Source organism: Shewanella carassii (assembly GCF_019670705.1).
In the GTDB taxonomy this organism is placed as follows: domain Bacteria; phylum Pseudomonadota; class Gammaproteobacteria; order Enterobacterales; family Shewanellaceae; genus Shewanella; species Shewanella carassii.
On record NZ_AP024618.1, the window covers coordinates 1,837,333 to 1,853,815 of the forward strand.

Genomic DNA, 16,483 nt, shown 5'->3' on the forward strand with positions numbered 1-16,483 from the left:
GAAATGCCGGGTTTTTTTATCTATGCAAGGGCTGCTAGAATAGCGCGATTTTGTGTGCTTTCTCGCGGTGAAAGGAACCCTGTAGTGGAATTTTTATACGAGTACGGATTATTTCTGGCCAAGGCGATCACTTTGGTGGTGGCAGTGGGTGCCATAGTGGTAATTGTGGTGGCATCGGCGGTAAAACAAAAGAGTGACAGGGGCGAGCTGAAACTGACGCATCTCAGCGATGAGCTTAAATCGCTCAAGCATCACCTCAAGGCAGAGCTTTTGGGCAAAAAGGCGTTCAAGGCCTATGAGAAACAGCTCAAGGCCGAGCAAAAGGCCCACGACAAGGCGCTTGATGCCGGGGAAGTCAAAGATCCCAAGGTGTATGTCGTTGAGTTCAAAGGTGGCATAGAAGCGGCCGAAGTGGCGTCACTGCGGGAAGAGATCAGCGCCATTTTGGCAATTGCCGAGGAAGGTGATGAGGTCGTCGCCAGCGTTGAGAGTGGCGGCGGCATGGTTCATGGTTATGGCCTTGCGGCCAGCCAACTGGACAGGATCCGCAATGCCGGGCTGCCGCTGACCATATGTGTCGATAAGGTGGCTGCCAGTGGCGGTTATATGATGGCCTGCGTCGCCGACCGCATTATTGCCGCGCCGTTCGCTATCATAGGCTCCATAGGTGTTGTTGCCCAATTGCCGAACTTTAACAAGTTGCTGAAGAAGCATGACATTGATTATGAGCAGCATACCGCCGGTGATTTCAAGCGCACCCTGACGCTGTTCGGTGAGAACACAGATGAGGGTAGAGCCAAGTTCCAACAGGAACTGGAAGAAACCCATCAGCTGTTCAAAGACTTTGTCGGGCGTTATCGGCCGCAACTGGAGCTGGACAAGGTGGCAACAGGTGAACATTGGTATGGTCAGCAGGCCATAGAGCTGGGGCTCATAGATGAAGTCGGCACCAGTGATGATCTCTTGCTGAAGTTGGCCGCGGATCGCACTGTGATCAAGGTAAAATATCAGCTACGCAAGAAACTGGCCGACAAGTTGGCCCACAGCGCTTCTTTGATGCTCAACGCCTGCTACAACAAGTTGGCCGAGAAGAATCGGCCAATGTAACTCCTGGTGTTTAATCCATTCGCTAATCTAACCCCGGCACGCCGGGGTTTTTTATGCCGCTATTCTTCCGGCAAAGCCGTGCTGGCGGTGGCGTCACGACCGGCGGTTCAGTGGTTTGAGACGTATTGTCGTCATCCGAGCAGGCAATGAGTCCCACGGTTAACCCGGCTGCCAGCAACGCCAAAGTCAGGGGGTTTTTCTTGTTGAACATAATCTCTCCTGATTATTGTTATTATTCCGTTAACAAGATCCCGATTCATTTCCCGACTGACAATGTGAAATCCGGCCAAATTAGCGCCAAATAATGCAAGTAGCGGCAAATAACAGATTGAGATGTTATCGCCATATGTAAACACTATTTTAACAACAGTTTGTTTTTCATCATTTATTCTGGATTTAGTTCGCCGGCAGTGATAAAACCTCATGCGTCAGAATCAAAAGGAGTTGGCATGAGTAAGGATGAACAAGAATACAGTCTTTCCGGTGATCCCATTTTCAGATACACGGATGGTGAAAAGGAATGGCAGTCGCCTATGGGTGAAGAGTGTATCGTCCAGATAAGCGAACATATTGAGCGCCATATTGGTGAAGTCACCTGGGTCTTTCATGAAGTTATCTCGGATACTGTGCATATTGATGTGCATTATGTGGCACCGACAGACGAGCGACCTTTCCATACTCTGGTGACTTCCGGCATGAGTGACTTGCCTATGAGTACCCCCGAAGAGGCGGATATCCCCAGGTTTATGGAGCTGATGATCACCTTGCCGGCGCATTGGCAGATAAGTCAGGAAGCCTTCAGCGATGAACAGTGGTACTGGCCTGTAAGGCAGCTTAAGTTTTTGGCGCGCTTTCCGCATAAATACGACAGCTGGCTGGGCTGGGGACACACAATACCCAATGGTGATCCTGCCGAAGCCTTTGCCGAAAATACCCGTCAAAACGGCATGATAGTTCTGCCGTCACTGCTGGTTGATGAGGGTTTCCACACCCTGGAGATTGACCAGGACAAGTGCATCAATTTTTATAGCCTGGTGCCGCTTTATGAAGAAGAGATGATGTTGAAACTGGAGCAGGGCAGCGATGCCTTGTTGGATCTGTTCGACAAGTATCAGGTGAGCGATCTGGTGGACGTTGCCAGAATCAATGTGGTCACAGGGCGGAAATAACCGAGCCCAGGGGACTCACTCATAGCACACTCATAATAACAAGGTAAAAAGCCGGACTGAGCTGCATTGTGCAGGCTAGCCCGGCTTTTTTGAGTCTTAACGCTTGTAACTGATGTGCTGATGGAATCTCAACACCAGTTCACGGCGCTCCGGATCCAAGCCTATGGCTTCGGCAAAGTCTTTCAAAGCCGCTTCCACCTGGTTCATATAGCGGCCATAACCTGGCTCTGTGTAGTCCTCTTTACCGGCAACCAGCAAAAAGTGCACCGATTCTACCAGGTTGCGCCCATCCCAATGGCTGACAAACTGAGTGTCGGTTGCCGCAGGATCAAAGCCTATCATCTGGGCTTCGGCAGTACTTTCCACCTTCTCGAACTTACTGTTGCGAACCAAAGGCATCAGGCCGTTGGCCACCATGGCGATGCGGTGCAATTGCTTGCCGGCCGCCGCGCTGCGGAACTTGTCCTCAAGGAACTGGTACAGCGGGCTGAAGTCTTCGGTATGCTCTTCTTCCAGCACGCTCTGCTTCAGGCGGCGGCTCAGCGGCAGGCTGACGGTGACATAGGCCAATGAACTGTGATCTTCCGGCAGTTTGCACTTGCGCGACTTGTAGCGCTGATAAATATCCCTGAGCTTGTAGCCATAGGTCTTTTTCTCCCCCTTGGCACGGGCGAAGAGATCGTAGGCCATGTGCTGGTGATCGCGGACTTTGACCCTTAATTCCTGCTCCGGCAGGTTGCCCAACACCCCATTCAATACGGCATTGACCCGGCTGTGGAAATTGGCGGCGTTGGCGCGAATTTCCTTACCTGTGGCCAAAAACAGCAGTCTTAACTTGCGGGCCTTGTAGTCCGGCTGGAAGAAAAGGTTCTGGGCTTCATGGTAGGCCGGGTTGTAAAAGAACAGGATCTGTTCGGCGGTTTGGAAGCAGTAGGCCTCGGTGTGAAAACGCACCACAGGCAGTTTGTCATTGGCGATCACATGAATGTTGTGCAGATCTTCCTTTTCTGCCAACTGGAATACCAACTTGCTGATCTCGCGGTAGCAGTTTTCGTAACTGGCATAGTGGCTGAGCAGCGCATCTGTCATCAGTATTTCAGCCATGATGTACTGGCTGGTACGGGTGGCCAGGGGAATATAGACTTTTTGCTGGGACATACGCTTTCCTTGTTTTATGTTATCAGGCCGGTATGGGCATACTAGCCGGGTTGCACTGCAATCTTATTGCGACAAAACAACTTTCAATCCGATCGGGTATGGACTTATCGCGCCCGCCCTAGTGTAATCTATGGTTATGATTTATTAAACATTAATAAACTTTAGCCAACCTTAAGGCAACAAACTGAATAACAAGGAGTCGTTAATCTTGATTACCGAAAGCCCCAGATTAATTTTGAGACAGTTCCGTGATGGTGATCAGCAGGCCTTGTTTGCCATGAACAGTATTCCCGAAGTGCTGAGGTATATCCCCGGCGAGCCGTTGAAGGATGTTGAAGAGGCCGGTCAGGTGCTTGAAAAGGTCATTTTGGCCGACTACCGCAAGTATGGCTATGGTCGCTGGGCTGTTGAGCATAAGGCCGATGGCAAGGTGATAGGTTTTTGCGGCCCCAAGTTCCTGCCGGAGTTCGGCAAGGTTGAGTTGGGATACCGATATCTGCCTGAATACTGGGGCCAGGGACTGGGTTATGAAGCCGCCAGCCATGCATTGCCCAAAATAAAAGCGATTTGCGCCGTGAATGAGTTGATAGCCCTGATCATGGATGGCAACCTGGGCTCGGAAGCGATAGCCCTTAAGTTGGGTATGCTGCCGCAGGAAGAAAGTGAACTGATGGGGCACAAGGTGAGGGTATTCAGCCGCAGCCTTTAGTCGTTTTTAGCTATGTCGTCCTGCGGCTATTATGTCCGGCGATAGTCTTATCCGCCTGTTGCCGGCGCAGATGCGTCTGTGGCAGGGGCTTTGATGGCTTCGATTGCCGATTCAACCCAGGGCAGCACAAAGGCGGTGATCTTGGGCTGGGCCTTTTCGTTCGGGTGCAGCCCATCGGCCTGCATCAACTCGGGGAAAGGCGCTATCTCTGTCATAAAGAAGGGCATCAGGGTGACGTTGGGCTGTTTGGCCAGGTCACTGTAAACGGCGCTGAAGGCGTTGGCATATCTGGGGCCGTAGTTTGGCGGCACCATGACTTCGGAAAGCAGCACCTTGGCGCCGGATTGACGGGCCAGCGCAATGATTTTTGTAAGATTGTTTTTCAGCTCCGTTGGCGGAAAGCCTCTCAGACCATCATTGCCACCTAGCTCCACCAACAGCAGCGAGGGTTTTACCGACTCCAGCAACTGAGGCAATCTTCTGAGGCCACCGGCCGTGGTTTCGCCGCTGACAGAGGCATTAACAATGTTATGCTCGGGCAGGGCTTGTCTCAGCCCTTCGACCCAACCCTGTTTCTCGGCCATGCCGTAACTGGCTCCCAGGCTGTCCCCCAGGATCAGTACATCAGCGGCCTTGACGGGCAGCGCAGAGAACAAGAATATGACTGGTATCAATGCCAGCGGACGCAAGCATAAGGAAGCAATTTTGAAGAACAGTGCCATTAAGGTTTCCCATCTCGTAAAAACTGTCACTACCCAGGAAGGTGACCTGACTATCCTGAGTGGCATCAATTTGGATGTCAAGCCGGGCCAGAGTGTGGCCATTCTTGGGCCATCAGGCTCAGGTAAATCAACTCTGCTGGGCCTGCTGGCGGCATTGGATACCCCCTCGTCCGGTGAGATTTGGCTCGATGGCAGTGTCTTGGCCGGGCTGAATGAAGAGCAGAAAGCGGCGCTGCGTAAGCAGAAAGTCAGCTTTATTTTTCAGTCTTTTATGTTGGTTGATACCCTCAACGCCCTGGAAAATGTCATGCTGCCGGCTGAACTTGCGGGTATCAAGGATGCCAGAGAGCGAGCCAAAGCCATGCTGGAGCGAGTTGGCCTCGGGCACAGGCTCAATCATTACCCGAAACAGCTTTCCGGCGGTGAGCAGCAGCGGGTTGCTATCGCCAGAGCCTTTATCAGCGAACCCAAGGTGCTGTTTGCCGATGAACCCACGGGCAACCTGGACAAACACAACGCCGACAGGGTTGCCGACATGCTGTTTGAGCTCAATCGCGAGAGTTCGACCACCTTGATTCTGGTGACCCATGATATGCAATTGGCCAGTCGCTGTGAGCGCCAGTTAGAGATGCACGAAGGGCGATTGTATGAACAGGGGCAGCAAACCCCGCCGGAAGAGGTCGGTTTGCATGAGGCCAAGACAGAGAGCCAGGTGCCGGCGGCATCGGTAACGGCAGAGGAGGGGCGCTGATGGAATGGACGCTGGCATGGCGCCTGTTTCGCCGCGAACTCAAGCAAGGGCAGTTGGTATTGATTGTGCTGGCCTTGACCCTGGCGGTGTTGTCTGTCACCGGTCTGGCCCGGGTCAGTGAGAGATTGCAGCTCGCCATCAATGGCCAGGCGGCCAAGTTTATTGCCGCCGACCGAATCATTAATTCACCCGTCCCCATAGATGCAGGCATACTGCAGCAGGCCAATGCGTTAGGGCTGAAGCAATCGCAGAGTTTGCAGTTCAACTCTATGGTTTACAGCGGCGATGCCTTTCAGTTGGTCACTGTCAGGGCAGTTGATAATGCCTATCCGCTCAAGGGCAAAATTGTCTTGCGTCAAGGGGAAACCAGTACCTTGCCGCAGCCAGGTGAACTGTGGTTTGAAATGCGTCTTGGGGGCTTGCTGGGGTATCCCAAGAGTGTTGAGCTGGGTAACGCCCAGATGGCGCTGGCCAAGGAGATAGACAGGCTGCCCGATGCTGGTTTCAATCCATTTGCTTCTTCTCCCTTGGTGTTGATGCGCCTTGATGATGTAGCGGCAACCGGGGTCATTCAACCCGGCAGCCGGGTGACATATCTTTATCAGTTTGTCGGGGACAGCCAGGCGCTGAGCCGTTTTGAGGAATACGCCAAGCCACAGCTGACCAGTAGCCAACGTTGGGTTGATGTACAATCCGGCGATTCGCCGATTGCCGGGGCGGTGCAGCGGGCGGAGCGATTCTTGCTGCTGGCGAGCTTGCTGGGGATAGCCCTTGCCTGCGCCGCCATCGGCATTGCCGCCCAGCGTTATTGTCAGCGTCACTATGATGTGGTTGCCATGCTGAAAACCTTTGGCGCCAGTGCAAGACAAATCCGTTTATTGTTTGGTCTGCACCTGCTGCTGGTGACCTTTCTTGGAGTGATCTTGGGGATCTTCGGTGGCCTGGTGCTGGATTATCTCATCAGCCGAGCCTTGCCCGCAGAAATTGCCGCCTATTCTCCGCCTATGCTCAGACCGCTTCTCTTGGGGCTGGCTACAGGGTTTATCAGCGCCTTTATGTTCAGTGCCTATCCGCTGATGCGGCTGCTGGCTATTCCGCCGCTCAGGGTGTTGCAACGCCAGCTCGAAGGAATACGTCTGGGCATGTGGTTGCATCTGCTGCTGAGTTTGGCGGCCATGGGATTACTCGGCTGGCTCTACTCGCGCTCTTTGCCTTTGACCCTGACCGTGGTGGCCAGCGTGGTGTTGCTTGGGGTGCTGCTCAGCCTGATGGGTTTTTTGTTAATCCGCCTGGGGCAGAGTGTTGGCATGCGCACGACCAACCCCTTGTCGCTCGCACTGGCGGGCCTTAGGCGCCGCGCCAGACAAAACGCTGTACAACTGGTGGGCTTTTCCAGCGCTTTGGTGTTATTGCTGACCATAATGGCGTTGCGTCAGGACTTGCTCAGCGAATGGCAGAAGCAGTTGCCTGAGGATGCGCCGAACTATTTCCTGGTTAACATAGCTCCGGACGAAGTAGAGCCGCTGGCGGACTTTATGGCTCAGCGCCAGATTGCTGCCACAGATATCTATCCTGTCATCCGCGGTCGGCTCAGCGCTATCAATGGTGAGGAGGTGATCACTGCCGAAGAGCAGGAACAGGGGCAGAGAGGGCGCCTTGGGATTTCAAGGGAACTGAATCTCACCTGGCGAAATACCTTGCCGCCCAACAATGAGATCCTTGAGGGCCATTTTAATCGGCAAACCGATGACGTATCAGTGGAGTCCGGGGTGGCCGAGCGTTTGGGAATTACTGTCGGAGACAGCCTGAGTTTTGTTATCGATAACCAAACGCTGACTGTCAAAGTGGCCAGTATTCGCTCTGTGCAGTGGGAAACTCTGCAACCCAACTTCTTTATGATTTTCAGTCAGGAAGCCTTGGCCCCCTTTGCTTATACCTCCATGGCCAGTTTTCATCTGGATGATGGTCAAAAGGCCGTGGTGCTTGAGCTTATCCGTAATTTCCCCACTGTTTCCATCATAGATGTGGGGGCCATGGTGGCTCAGCTCAAAGAGATAGTCGCCCAGGTATCTTTGGCGCTGACGCTGGTGTTGGTGCTGGTGGTATTGGCCAGTGCCCTGGTGATGATAGCGCAGACCGAAGCCGGCATGGCCAGTCGCCAACGAGAGCTGGCGGTTCTACGCACCTTTGGTGCGCCGGGAAGCTTGCTTAAGCTTGCCACGGCGTTGGAGTTTGCACTGCTAGGTGCCGTGGCGGGCATTCTGGCGGTCACAGTGGCGGAGTTTGCGCTCTGGCTTTTGAAAACTCAGGTGTTTGAACTCAGAGTCAGTCCTCACTGGCAATGGTGGCTGTTGGCTCCCCTCAGTGGCGCCTTGTTGGTGGCACTGCTTGGCCTGTGGCGTTGTCGCAGTCTGCTGCAAAAGTCCTGTGGTGAGCTGTTAAGGCTTGAGTAATGCCAGGGGATTGGTTGTCAGGCTATTTTGTCGAACCATTTTTTGCCAGGCTCGGGTGGCGAATGACTGACCTTTTGCTGTTATTTTGAGCGCTGCTGGGGTAGTATTCCGGCTTTCTTTTGGACAGTGAAGGGATGCGCTGCAACAAGTGAGGTGAGGCAAGTTGACACTGATACTGGCAGGCGCTTTGGCTTTGGCGGGGACCCTGGGCGTCTCCGCTTACACTCTGGGGCATTCAGCCTTCAAGGCGGGAATGGGGGTTAAACGTTGGGTGGCTGCCGGGTTGTTGCTGGGACCCGCTGCCATGTTGTTATTTAATGCACATAGGCAATTGGCGTACCGTAAAACCACTCGACCCGGCGATAGCAAGCATTCCTTCTAGAATCCTCTATTGATTCCAAATCACAGCAAAAGGGAGCATAAATGCTCCCTTGTTTTTCGCTGTTTCATCAGTTCCACCAGCCTCTGGCAGGAACCACTTTCAGGTGACACAGACCCTCCGGTAGTTTCACCCGTTTACGCTCTGGTTTGGTCAGACCCAATAACTTTTTGATTGATATGATCATAATTAGTCCTCCAAGGCTCGGGCTCAGGCGTATATAAATTTGACGTTAGGCGCGGCAGCCAGCTCGACAGGCTTGAACTTCACGTTAGGGGCAGCGGCCAGCTCGACAGGCTTAAACTTCACATTAGGGGCAGTGGCTAACTCGACAGGTTTGAACTTAACATTAGGTGCTGCAGCCAGCTCGACAGGCGTAAATTTCACATTAGGCGCGGCGGCCAGTTCGACAGGCTTGAACTTCACGTTAGGGGCAGCGGCCAGCTCGACAGGCTTAAACTTCACATTGGGGGCAGCAGCAAAAGCCAGTGAACTGGTAACAACGGCGGCGGTAACAAGTATTGATTTAATCATTATTTTATCTCTCTCAGGGTAGTGGTAACAGTAGCGGTTAACTTCTTGACGCTGAGAGAGACAAAGCAGGAGCTATGCCAAAATGTTACTTTGTCTTTAAATTGGTTTAAATTTGGTTTTTAAATCGTGTTTTTCTTTCCTGTAGATGCGGGGGTATTTTGTTTTAGATACTCGGAAAATTCAGCCTCAGAAACCGCCTTGCTATAAATAAATCCTTGTATTTCTTCACAATTTAATGCTTTTAAAATACTCAGTTGTGAGGGTTCTTCTACGCCTTCGCCCACAACGGAAAGCCCCATATTGTGGGCTATGGTGATGATGGAGTCGACCATCTTTAAATCTCTGTCCGATTTATCGATATCGTCAACAAAGGCTTTATCTATTTTCAAGCTGTGAATGGGGAATCGCTTCAGATACGACAGAGACGAATAGCCGGTACCAAAGTCATCGAGCGCCAGACAGACTCCCATTTTTGCCAGTTGTTGCATGACTTTAATGGCTTTTTCAGGATGCTTGATAACAGTCCCTTCAGTGATTTCCAGTTCCAGATTAGCAGCAGGTAGGCGGGTCAGACGTAAAATTGACGCGATTCTTTGCTGCAGATCGGGTAGGGCGAATTGTCGCGACGACAAATTGACAGCCACACGGCCATCAAACAATCCCTGTTCACGCCACTGCTGGGCGGCAAAGCAGGCCTTGCGCATAACAAGGTCGCCTATTTCAATAATTAGACCATTTTCCTCTGCCAGCGGAATAAAATCATTGGGTGGGATTAATCCATGCTGAGGATGATTCAAGCGGACCAAGGCCTCCATACCCGACACTAAACCGCTACGCAGATTTATTTTGGGCTGGTAATAGACTTCAAACAGATCGTCTTTCAGGCCTTCGCGGATGAGATTCTCTACCTCCAACTGCCTAATTGCATTGCGGTTCAAGGATTCAGAGTAGAACTGATAGCGGTTACCACCGGCAGACTTGGCATGGTACATGGCAATATCGGCCTTTCTCAATAGCGCCTGTTCATTTTGTTCATCTTCAGGGTAAAGCACTATGCCTATACTGACGCCAACAACCAGTTGTTCACCGGCCAGCTCAAAGGCTTGACCGAAGGCATCGATGATGCGATTGGCTATCATAGCACTGGAACCAATGTCGGGATTCTTATCCACCAGAATGGCAAATTCATCCCCACCGAGGCGATAGAGGTTGGTGTGTCCGGGTATAGATAATTGCAGCCTTTCTGCAACTAGGATTAAAAGCTCGTCACCTATCTGGTGGCCCAGTGAGTCGTTGATTTTTTTGAAGTTATCCAGGTCAAGTACCATCAGGGTATGGTGATGATCTTTTTTCACCAGGTTGCCTAGGGTGACTTGCAGGTTGGAGCGGTTGGGGAGACCGGTCAGGAGATCATTGTTGGTGAGCTTACGCAGCTCTTCTTCTTGTTGTTTACGACGGGAGATATCGGAAAACACCCCAACATAGTGGGTCAGGACCCCTTGTTCATCGTAAATTGCATCTATGGTGAGCTCCATCAGGAACTCTGAATCGTCGCCCTTAATGGCTTCTATATCGTTGCTCCAGCGACCGTATTGCTGCAATAACTGTTTTATCTGTTGATTGTAATTGTCAGGATAACGGCTGAACTGCAGCGTTGTGCCGAGCAACTGGTTGCGGCTGTGTTGGGTTAGTTCACAGCAGGCTTCGTTAACCTCAACATAATGGAAGTCGGCATCCAGAATAAACATGCCTTCTGAGATATTCTCTATCGCCCGCTCGAATAGGCGCAGTTGTTCTTCTGCTGTCTTGAAGCTATTGATATTTTTGATGGTTCCCGTCATACGCAGGGCATTGTCATGCTCATCCCGCTCAACGATTTTGGCCCTGTCGAGGATCCACAGCCATTCACCATTCTTGCTCTTGACCCTATAGGTCGCTTCAAAATGATCTGTTTCACCGTAAAAGTGTTTGTTGAGTGCTTCTCTTACCCGCTCTCTATCCTGAGGGTGAATATTGCTCTCTTCGCCATGGTGGCCGGAACGCTGGCCGTCGCGGGGAAACTCGAGAGAGCCCCAGATATTAGATCGGTATATCTGACCCGTTTCTATATCCCAGTCCCACATCTCATCGCCGCTGCCCCAGAGGGAGAGCTTTAGCCGCTCCTCACTCAGGGCTATTTGGCGTTGGATCTCTCTCTTGCGCAGCACGGCTTTGGTGATAGCTGTCAGTATCAGCAATATCGACAATACATAGAGAGTTTTGGCAATAGGGGAAAGCCACCAGGGAGGGGTTATATCTACCTGAAGTTCAGTATTTTGACCTTTTTCACCTGTGATGGGATCTATGGCTCTGACCTGAAAGGTATAGCTTCCGGGAGAAAGATTGGTATAAGTTGCAGAGTTTATACCCTTGGAACTGATCCAATCGTCAGAAAGTCCCTGAAGTCTGTACTCATATTCGAGTTTAATATGAGAATATTTAGGACTATTGAATCTGATAGTAAAGGGATAATCAGAATATTTTAGTTTGATCTTGCTCGAGAGAGAAAGCGCAGCAGAAAGTTTACTGTTGTCGACGATTTGAGGAATATTAAATACTAATAACTCATTGAGGTTGGCTTTTGGCTTATGACTATTCTTGAAGTTGACAATATCATTGGGTGAAATAATGGTTAACCCTGAAATTCCTCCCAATAAAAAACCATTTCTCCAAGTTGCAGCGCTTTGTGTATTGTATTCATATTGACTGCCGAAGTCTTCATTTAAAACGTAGGTTTTTCCGGCAATCCCTATGAGTAATTTTCTGATAGATGTCGCAACATAATTCCCATTAGAATCAGTTGCTATCGAGTAAATGGGACTGTTAATAACGAACTTGGTCACAATATTTTTGGTGACTTTGTCGTAAAATTTTAATCCAGTTCCAGTCCCCAAGTATGTGCCTAACTCAGTTGGTGCAATACTATAGGTTATTTCTTCATCAAAAATGTTACTGACGCCTGCATTATCAGTGATAGTAAACACACCTGCCTGAGTAGCGACATACAGTTCATCACCATCATAAGCCATATTGAATATTGCTGGTTGACTGTTCAAGTCATACTGATTGATCACTGTTAGATTTTTAACTTCAACTTCAATTATTTGAGAGTTTTCTGTGCTTACCGCAACTTTGGTTTCTTCTCTATTGATGGCTAAAGCGACTATAGGGCTATCTAAGACTTGATAGCGTGTACCTGTATTGATGTTTATGGCATATAAACCATTAAGTGAACCATAAAATATAGAATCAGCAACAAGACCTGCTGTTTTTGGGCCTTTGAGTCCGGTATCAAAAGATAATATAACATCAAGATCTTCATTTAGTAATGTTAGTATTTGTGTGTCATCGGAAATAAGGATGTCGTTTTGTTGGTTCTTTTGTGTATTCCATACATTTTTAGTATTACTTAAGAGAGTTGAGGCGAGTTGGTGTTCAATATCTATTACAGAAAAACCTTTGTTTAAAAATGGTATGTAAATTCGGCCTTTTTCTGCGTATACAAAACTCATAGAAGTAGAAAGGTCTATACCATCGATTAAGCCTAATAGATTCTCTTTTCCATCAATGCGAATGTGAAATATTTTATTGTTTTTGAGCGCGTACAATTCATTGTTTAAACTGAAGATGCTAGTATAGTTCCCAATCGATATTTTTTTTGTTTCATTATTCTTCAGTCGATATATGCCATCATTTTTTAATATATAGATATATTTTCCATCATGGGTGATGGATATTGATTCTTTTGAAATTAGTTCACTTTGATTTGTATTTTCATCTGTGTGGTAGATGGAACCATCGTGATTGCGAGTTATGTAGCCATTATTATCAGTAATAACTTGTTTTACATTGAGGAAAATCTCAGACTGTAGGTGATTGATTTTTGGGGTTACGGTTGTGATCTGTTCTATTTTGGCTATCTTGTCACTGAGACCGACCAAGATTGAATCCTCTATCATTTGGAGAGACCAAACCGCACTGTCCACGCCACTGATGGATACAAAGATATTTTTTTCTTTATTGTAGGTGTAGAGACCGTTGTTGGTGCCAACCAAAAGAAGATCTTTGTGCGTGTATAGACTTTGAATAAACGAACTTTTGAGTCCACTTCCATCGTTGGCGAAATACTGCTTGAACTCCTTTCCATCAAAGCGGTTTAGGCCGTTGAGTGTACCTATCCATATATAACCGTCTGCATCTTCGGTTATCGAGGTCACCGTACTTTGTGAAAGTCCTTCTGGGACGCCGTATGTTTCTGCTTTTAGAAGGATTGGGGCTGGAGTATCAATCAGAGGAAATGCTGAAGCTTTAACCTGGGAGAAGGTAATAATCAGAGGCCAGAGTAATATGAGACCGAGCAATGATTTAGGCATAAATTTAATAAGTTTTATAATGCGTGATGCCAGTATTGTGTAATGATAACTCTTTCAGAAAGTAGCTTATTTGTCAAAAACAACACCTCATATAACAAGTCTTTGCCTTGTTGTTGCCACTTGGTTGGTTGTTGGTAATCGGGCGACCTTTAAGCGTTCTGTGCTGCTTGATGCCATAAAGTGTCTTTTTCTGTCTGCTATTGGTGAGTATAGTGGCTGAATGTTCGTTATGCATTTAATGCTGCGACAATGCTTGTATTCTCTCAATTGGTTAAAGGTTGAACTGCTCAGCCTGCTGTTTAAAAGCCCGTAAGTCTGTGATCAGGGAGCCCGCTTGCAGGCGATCCAGATGTCGGTGTTGTTCTCCTGTACTGAACAGCACCAGACGATCGCTGTGTTTGGTGCGCATTTTATCCATCATAAACTTAATCAGCCCGGCCCGGGTTTGGCGCTTGATTTGTGCCACCACCAGCTCGCGCTGATTAAAGTGGTAATCCTTATTGCCTATGCTGACCCAATAACGTTGGCCGCGGGTCTTGAGGTTGGCATCATGTTCCATGACCTGGTTGATCAGTCCCTGCTTGGTGCTTTCCCACTGCTCATTGGTTATCTGCATCACGGCGTAATTGAAGTCGGCGATAAACTCATCTATGGCTTCCAGTAACTGCAGTGGCCCGGCGGTAGGAGATTGGACATAGAAGATCATCCCCGGGTGGCGGTTCAGCGGCAGATAGCCTGTGCCCACCATATAACCGAGCTGTCTTTGGGTTCGCAGCTCGTGGAAGAAGGTCGATGACATGGTGTGATTCAGCAGGCTGAACAGCGCCATTTTCTCCGGAGTGGCAAACACGGATTGGTAATAGACTATGATGGCGCTGTCCGGGTGAGCTATGTTCAGCTCCCTGAGTACGGTTCCTTTACCCTGAAGGTTGACCAACTCCCTTGCCGATTCACGGCTGGGCTTGGAAACCAGCGACAGAATATGGCTGAGTCGTTTTCCCAGAGACTGGGCTTCTTGCTCCAGCCAGTCACCATAGACCAGACCTTCCAGATAGATTTTTTCATAGAAGGCGCTCACATGGTCATGCAGATCGTTCAGGGTGATATCTTCCAACAACTCAGCCATCCGCAGTGGTTCATAACTGCGTTTTTGCAGGGTTACCGTCAAGCTGGTGAACAGCTGGGAGATGGGTTTCGCCTGGGCATGGTTATACCAACTGCGTAGTAACTGGCGTTTGATAAGGTTGAATCTCTCTTGGGTAAAACTGCGCTCCCGGGCTTTGTCTATCAGCAGCGCCAACAGGGTTTCCTGGTTGCCGGTAAAACCGGTTAAATGCAGGGTCAGCCCGCCTTGATGGGGGTAGATGTTGTAACTGAGGCCGGCCACTTCCGCCTGATAGGTGTGTTCGGTCAGATGATCGAGCAGCATTTCCACATACAGCCGGGTCAAGGCGGCATGTCTCGGCGTGGGGCTGGCCTGATCCGAATCGAGCGAGAGATACAGATGTCCCTTGGGGACATTGAATTCATCATCTTTCTTGTGCCAGATACGGTAACCGGCGCCTTCGGCGACAATCACCGGCTCAGGATGCCGACTGGGTTCACTTCGGGCTATTGCGTCTTCTACGATGAAAGGATTGGGCCTTGGCAGTTCCATCCCAGTTTCAGCCTCGGCGCAGCGCCACAGTGCCAGCCTGGCGTCTTCTATGGGCTTAATTTGATACGGGGTGTGGTACCAGGCCGCCTGTTGCTCGGTATCCAGATCCTGGGCCACCAGTTGCAGGCGCATATTATCCGGGGTCATCAGGCTCATCAGTGCTCTGGCTTCAGCGACATCCAGGCCATCCATGCGATAGTCGCCATAGACGGTATCTTCAACCTGATAATGCTGCATATTGATGCTGAGATGACTGGCCAGATCCAAGGCTTTTATCTGCTCCTGGTAGCGAAATGCCAGTTTGAGCAGATTGGCCCTTTCCTGATAGCGCCAGTCTTCCAGTCCAGTATCGGCAATGAGTTTGATATAACCGAAGCAGGCCGCAACCACCTTGTCGGTTTGGTTCAAACCTTTGTCGGTCAGTTGAATACTGATGTTGTATTCCTTGAAGTTATAGCCGTTGATGCCACCACCGGCGGAAAGCCCGTTGATCAGACCGGCTTCCTTGAGTTTGGAAAACAGGCTGCCGTGGCTCTCACTCCCAAGTAGGTGACTGATGAAGGTTAGTGGTTTACTGCGATAGAAGCGATCGATAGCGGGCAGGGCAAAGCTCAGGGTCAGGCGTTTTTGCTCTTTAAGTGGCACTATATGGATCTGCTTTTGCAGTTGCTCACTAGAGAACAGTGGCAGTTCGGGATAGGCTTTTTGCAGATTATGATTTTTTATTGACGAGAAATAGCGTCTGGCATACTGCTCCAGCTCATCGATGGCCATCGGAGCCACCAGACACAGGGTCATCAGATTGGCGCTGTAATGGCTGTTGTAGAAGGCAAGCAGTTCTTCCCTGAGCTGTTGCTCATCTCCGCCCAGGGTTTGCAGGTTGCCGACGGAAAACTTGCAAAAAGGGTGCCCTGGGTTGACCGTCTCTTTCAATACCTGATAGATACGGCGGATATCATCTTTCTGCTTGAGACTGAACTCAGATTCTATGGCGTGTCTTTCTCTGTCCACCAACTCCTGATTGAACAAGGGCGCAATAAAGAACTGGCTGAATCTATCCAGCGCTTCGGCAAATACCAGGGGATCTATGGCAAAGAAGAAGTTGGTGTGCTCTGTGCCCGTCCAGGCATTATTGCTGCCACCATGTTGGTTGATAAAACTGTGATAACCTCCGGCCTCGGGAAACTTGGCAGTCCCCAGGAATAACATATGCTCGAGAAAATGTGCCATCCCGGGGCGGGATTGAGGATCATCGAAGTGGCCGACATTAACCGCCATGGATGCGGCGGCCTGGGCAGAATGCCTATCTTGCACCAGCAACACCCGCAGGCCGTTGGTCAGAGTCAGATGACGATAGCTGCGGTGATCATTGGGGCTGGAAATGACAGACTGGCAAGTGCTCAAGGGATAACTCCCGTATAGACAGATTGTT

12 protein-coding genes are annotated in these 16,483 nt (G+C 49.8%); 6 read left to right on the plus strand and 6 right to left on the minus strand.

Features of this window, described 5'->3' with window-relative positions:
- Positions 1-84 precede the first annotated feature (84 nt).
- Positions 85-1,107: a protease SohB gene (gene sohB / locus K5621_RS08455; protein ID WP_221050926.1), complete on the plus strand. Its 1,023-nt coding sequence runs from the start codon at positions 85-87 to the stop codon at positions 1,105-1,107.
- A 22-nt stretch (positions 1,108-1,129) separates the two neighbouring features.
- Here the strand turns inward: sohB and K5621_RS08460 are convergent, their stop codons facing one another.
- Positions 1,130-1,318, minus strand: a complete 189-nt coding sequence (locus K5621_RS08460; RefSeq protein ID WP_221050927.1) for a hypothetical protein — start codon at positions 1,316-1,318, stop codon at positions 1,130-1,132.
- Between the two features lie 238 nt (positions 1,319-1,556).
- Here K5621_RS08460 and K5621_RS08465 point away from each other — a divergent pair, with 238 nt between their 5' ends.
- The gene (locus K5621_RS08465; RefSeq protein ID WP_044734278.1) at positions 1,557-2,276 is read left to right on the plus strand and encodes a suppressor of fused domain protein; all 720 of its coding nucleotides are present in this window, start codon (positions 1,557-1,559) and stop codon (positions 2,274-2,276) included.
- Between the two features lie 96 nt (positions 2,277-2,372).
- On the opposite strand, the gene K5621_RS08470 is transcribed toward K5621_RS08465, so the two are convergent.
- Positions 2,373-3,434: a DUF3083 family protein gene (locus K5621_RS08470; protein ID WP_028781235.1), complete on the minus strand. Its 1,062-nt coding sequence runs from the start codon at positions 3,432-3,434 to the stop codon at positions 2,373-2,375.
- Positions 3,435-3,642: 208 nt separating this feature from the next.
- On the opposite strand from K5621_RS08470, the gene K5621_RS08475 reads away from it, so the two are divergent.
- Entirely contained in the window at positions 3,643-4,143 is a 501-nt protein-coding gene (locus K5621_RS08475) for a GNAT family N-acetyltransferase (RefSeq protein ID WP_186298925.1), read from the plus strand.
- A gap of 47 nt (positions 4,144-4,190) precedes the next feature.
- On the opposite strand, the gene K5621_RS08480 is transcribed toward K5621_RS08475, so the two are convergent.
- A complete protein-coding gene (locus K5621_RS08480; RefSeq protein ID WP_051472865.1) occupies positions 4,191-4,865 on the minus strand; it encodes an arylesterase in 675 nt (224 codons plus the stop codon).
- On the opposite strand from K5621_RS08480, the gene K5621_RS08485 reads away from it, so the two are divergent.
- The 3 genes from K5621_RS08485 to K5621_RS08495 all read left to right on the plus strand — a co-directional run bounded on the left by K5621_RS08485 (position 4,804) and on the right by K5621_RS08495 (position 8,451).
- Complete coding sequence (locus K5621_RS08485; RefSeq protein ID WP_221050928.1) at positions 4,804-5,616, plus strand: ABC transporter ATP-binding protein; 813 nt, start codon at positions 4,804-4,806, stop codon at positions 5,614-5,616. The two genes, K5621_RS08480 and K5621_RS08485, sit on opposite strands and share 62 nt — an antisense overlap.
- Positions 5,616-8,069 (plus strand): ABC transporter permease, encoded by a 2,454-nt coding sequence (locus K5621_RS08490; protein WP_221050929.1) that lies wholly within the window; start codon positions 5,616-5,618, stop codon positions 8,067-8,069. Before K5621_RS08485 ends, K5621_RS08490 begins: the two co-directional genes overlap by 1 nt.
- Positions 8,070-8,232: 163 nt before the next feature.
- Entirely contained in the window at positions 8,233-8,451 is a 219-nt protein-coding gene (locus K5621_RS08495; protein ID WP_231473623.1) for a hypothetical protein, read from the plus strand.
- Between the two features lie 207 nt (positions 8,452-8,658).
- On the opposite strand, the gene K5621_RS08500 is transcribed toward K5621_RS08495, so the two are convergent.
- From K5621_RS08500 to K5621_RS08510, 3 genes are all read right to left on the minus strand, one after another.
- Positions 8,659-8,982, minus strand: coding sequence for a hypothetical protein (locus K5621_RS08500; protein WP_221050930.1), 324 nt, complete (start codon positions 8,980-8,982; stop codon positions 8,659-8,661).
- A gap of 119 nt (positions 8,983-9,101) precedes the next feature.
- Positions 9,102-13,394, minus strand: coding sequence for an EAL domain-containing protein (locus K5621_RS08505; RefSeq protein ID WP_221050931.1), 4,293 nt, complete (start codon positions 13,392-13,394; stop codon positions 9,102-9,104).
- A 271-nt stretch (positions 13,395-13,665) separates the two neighbouring features.
- Positions 13,666-16,455 carry an insulinase family protein gene (locus tag K5621_RS08510; RefSeq protein WP_221050932.1) on the minus strand — a complete coding sequence of 930 codons (2,790 nt, stop codon included), beginning with the start codon at positions 16,453-16,455 and terminating at the stop codon, positions 13,666-13,668.
- Positions 16,456-16,483: the final 28 nt, after the last annotated feature.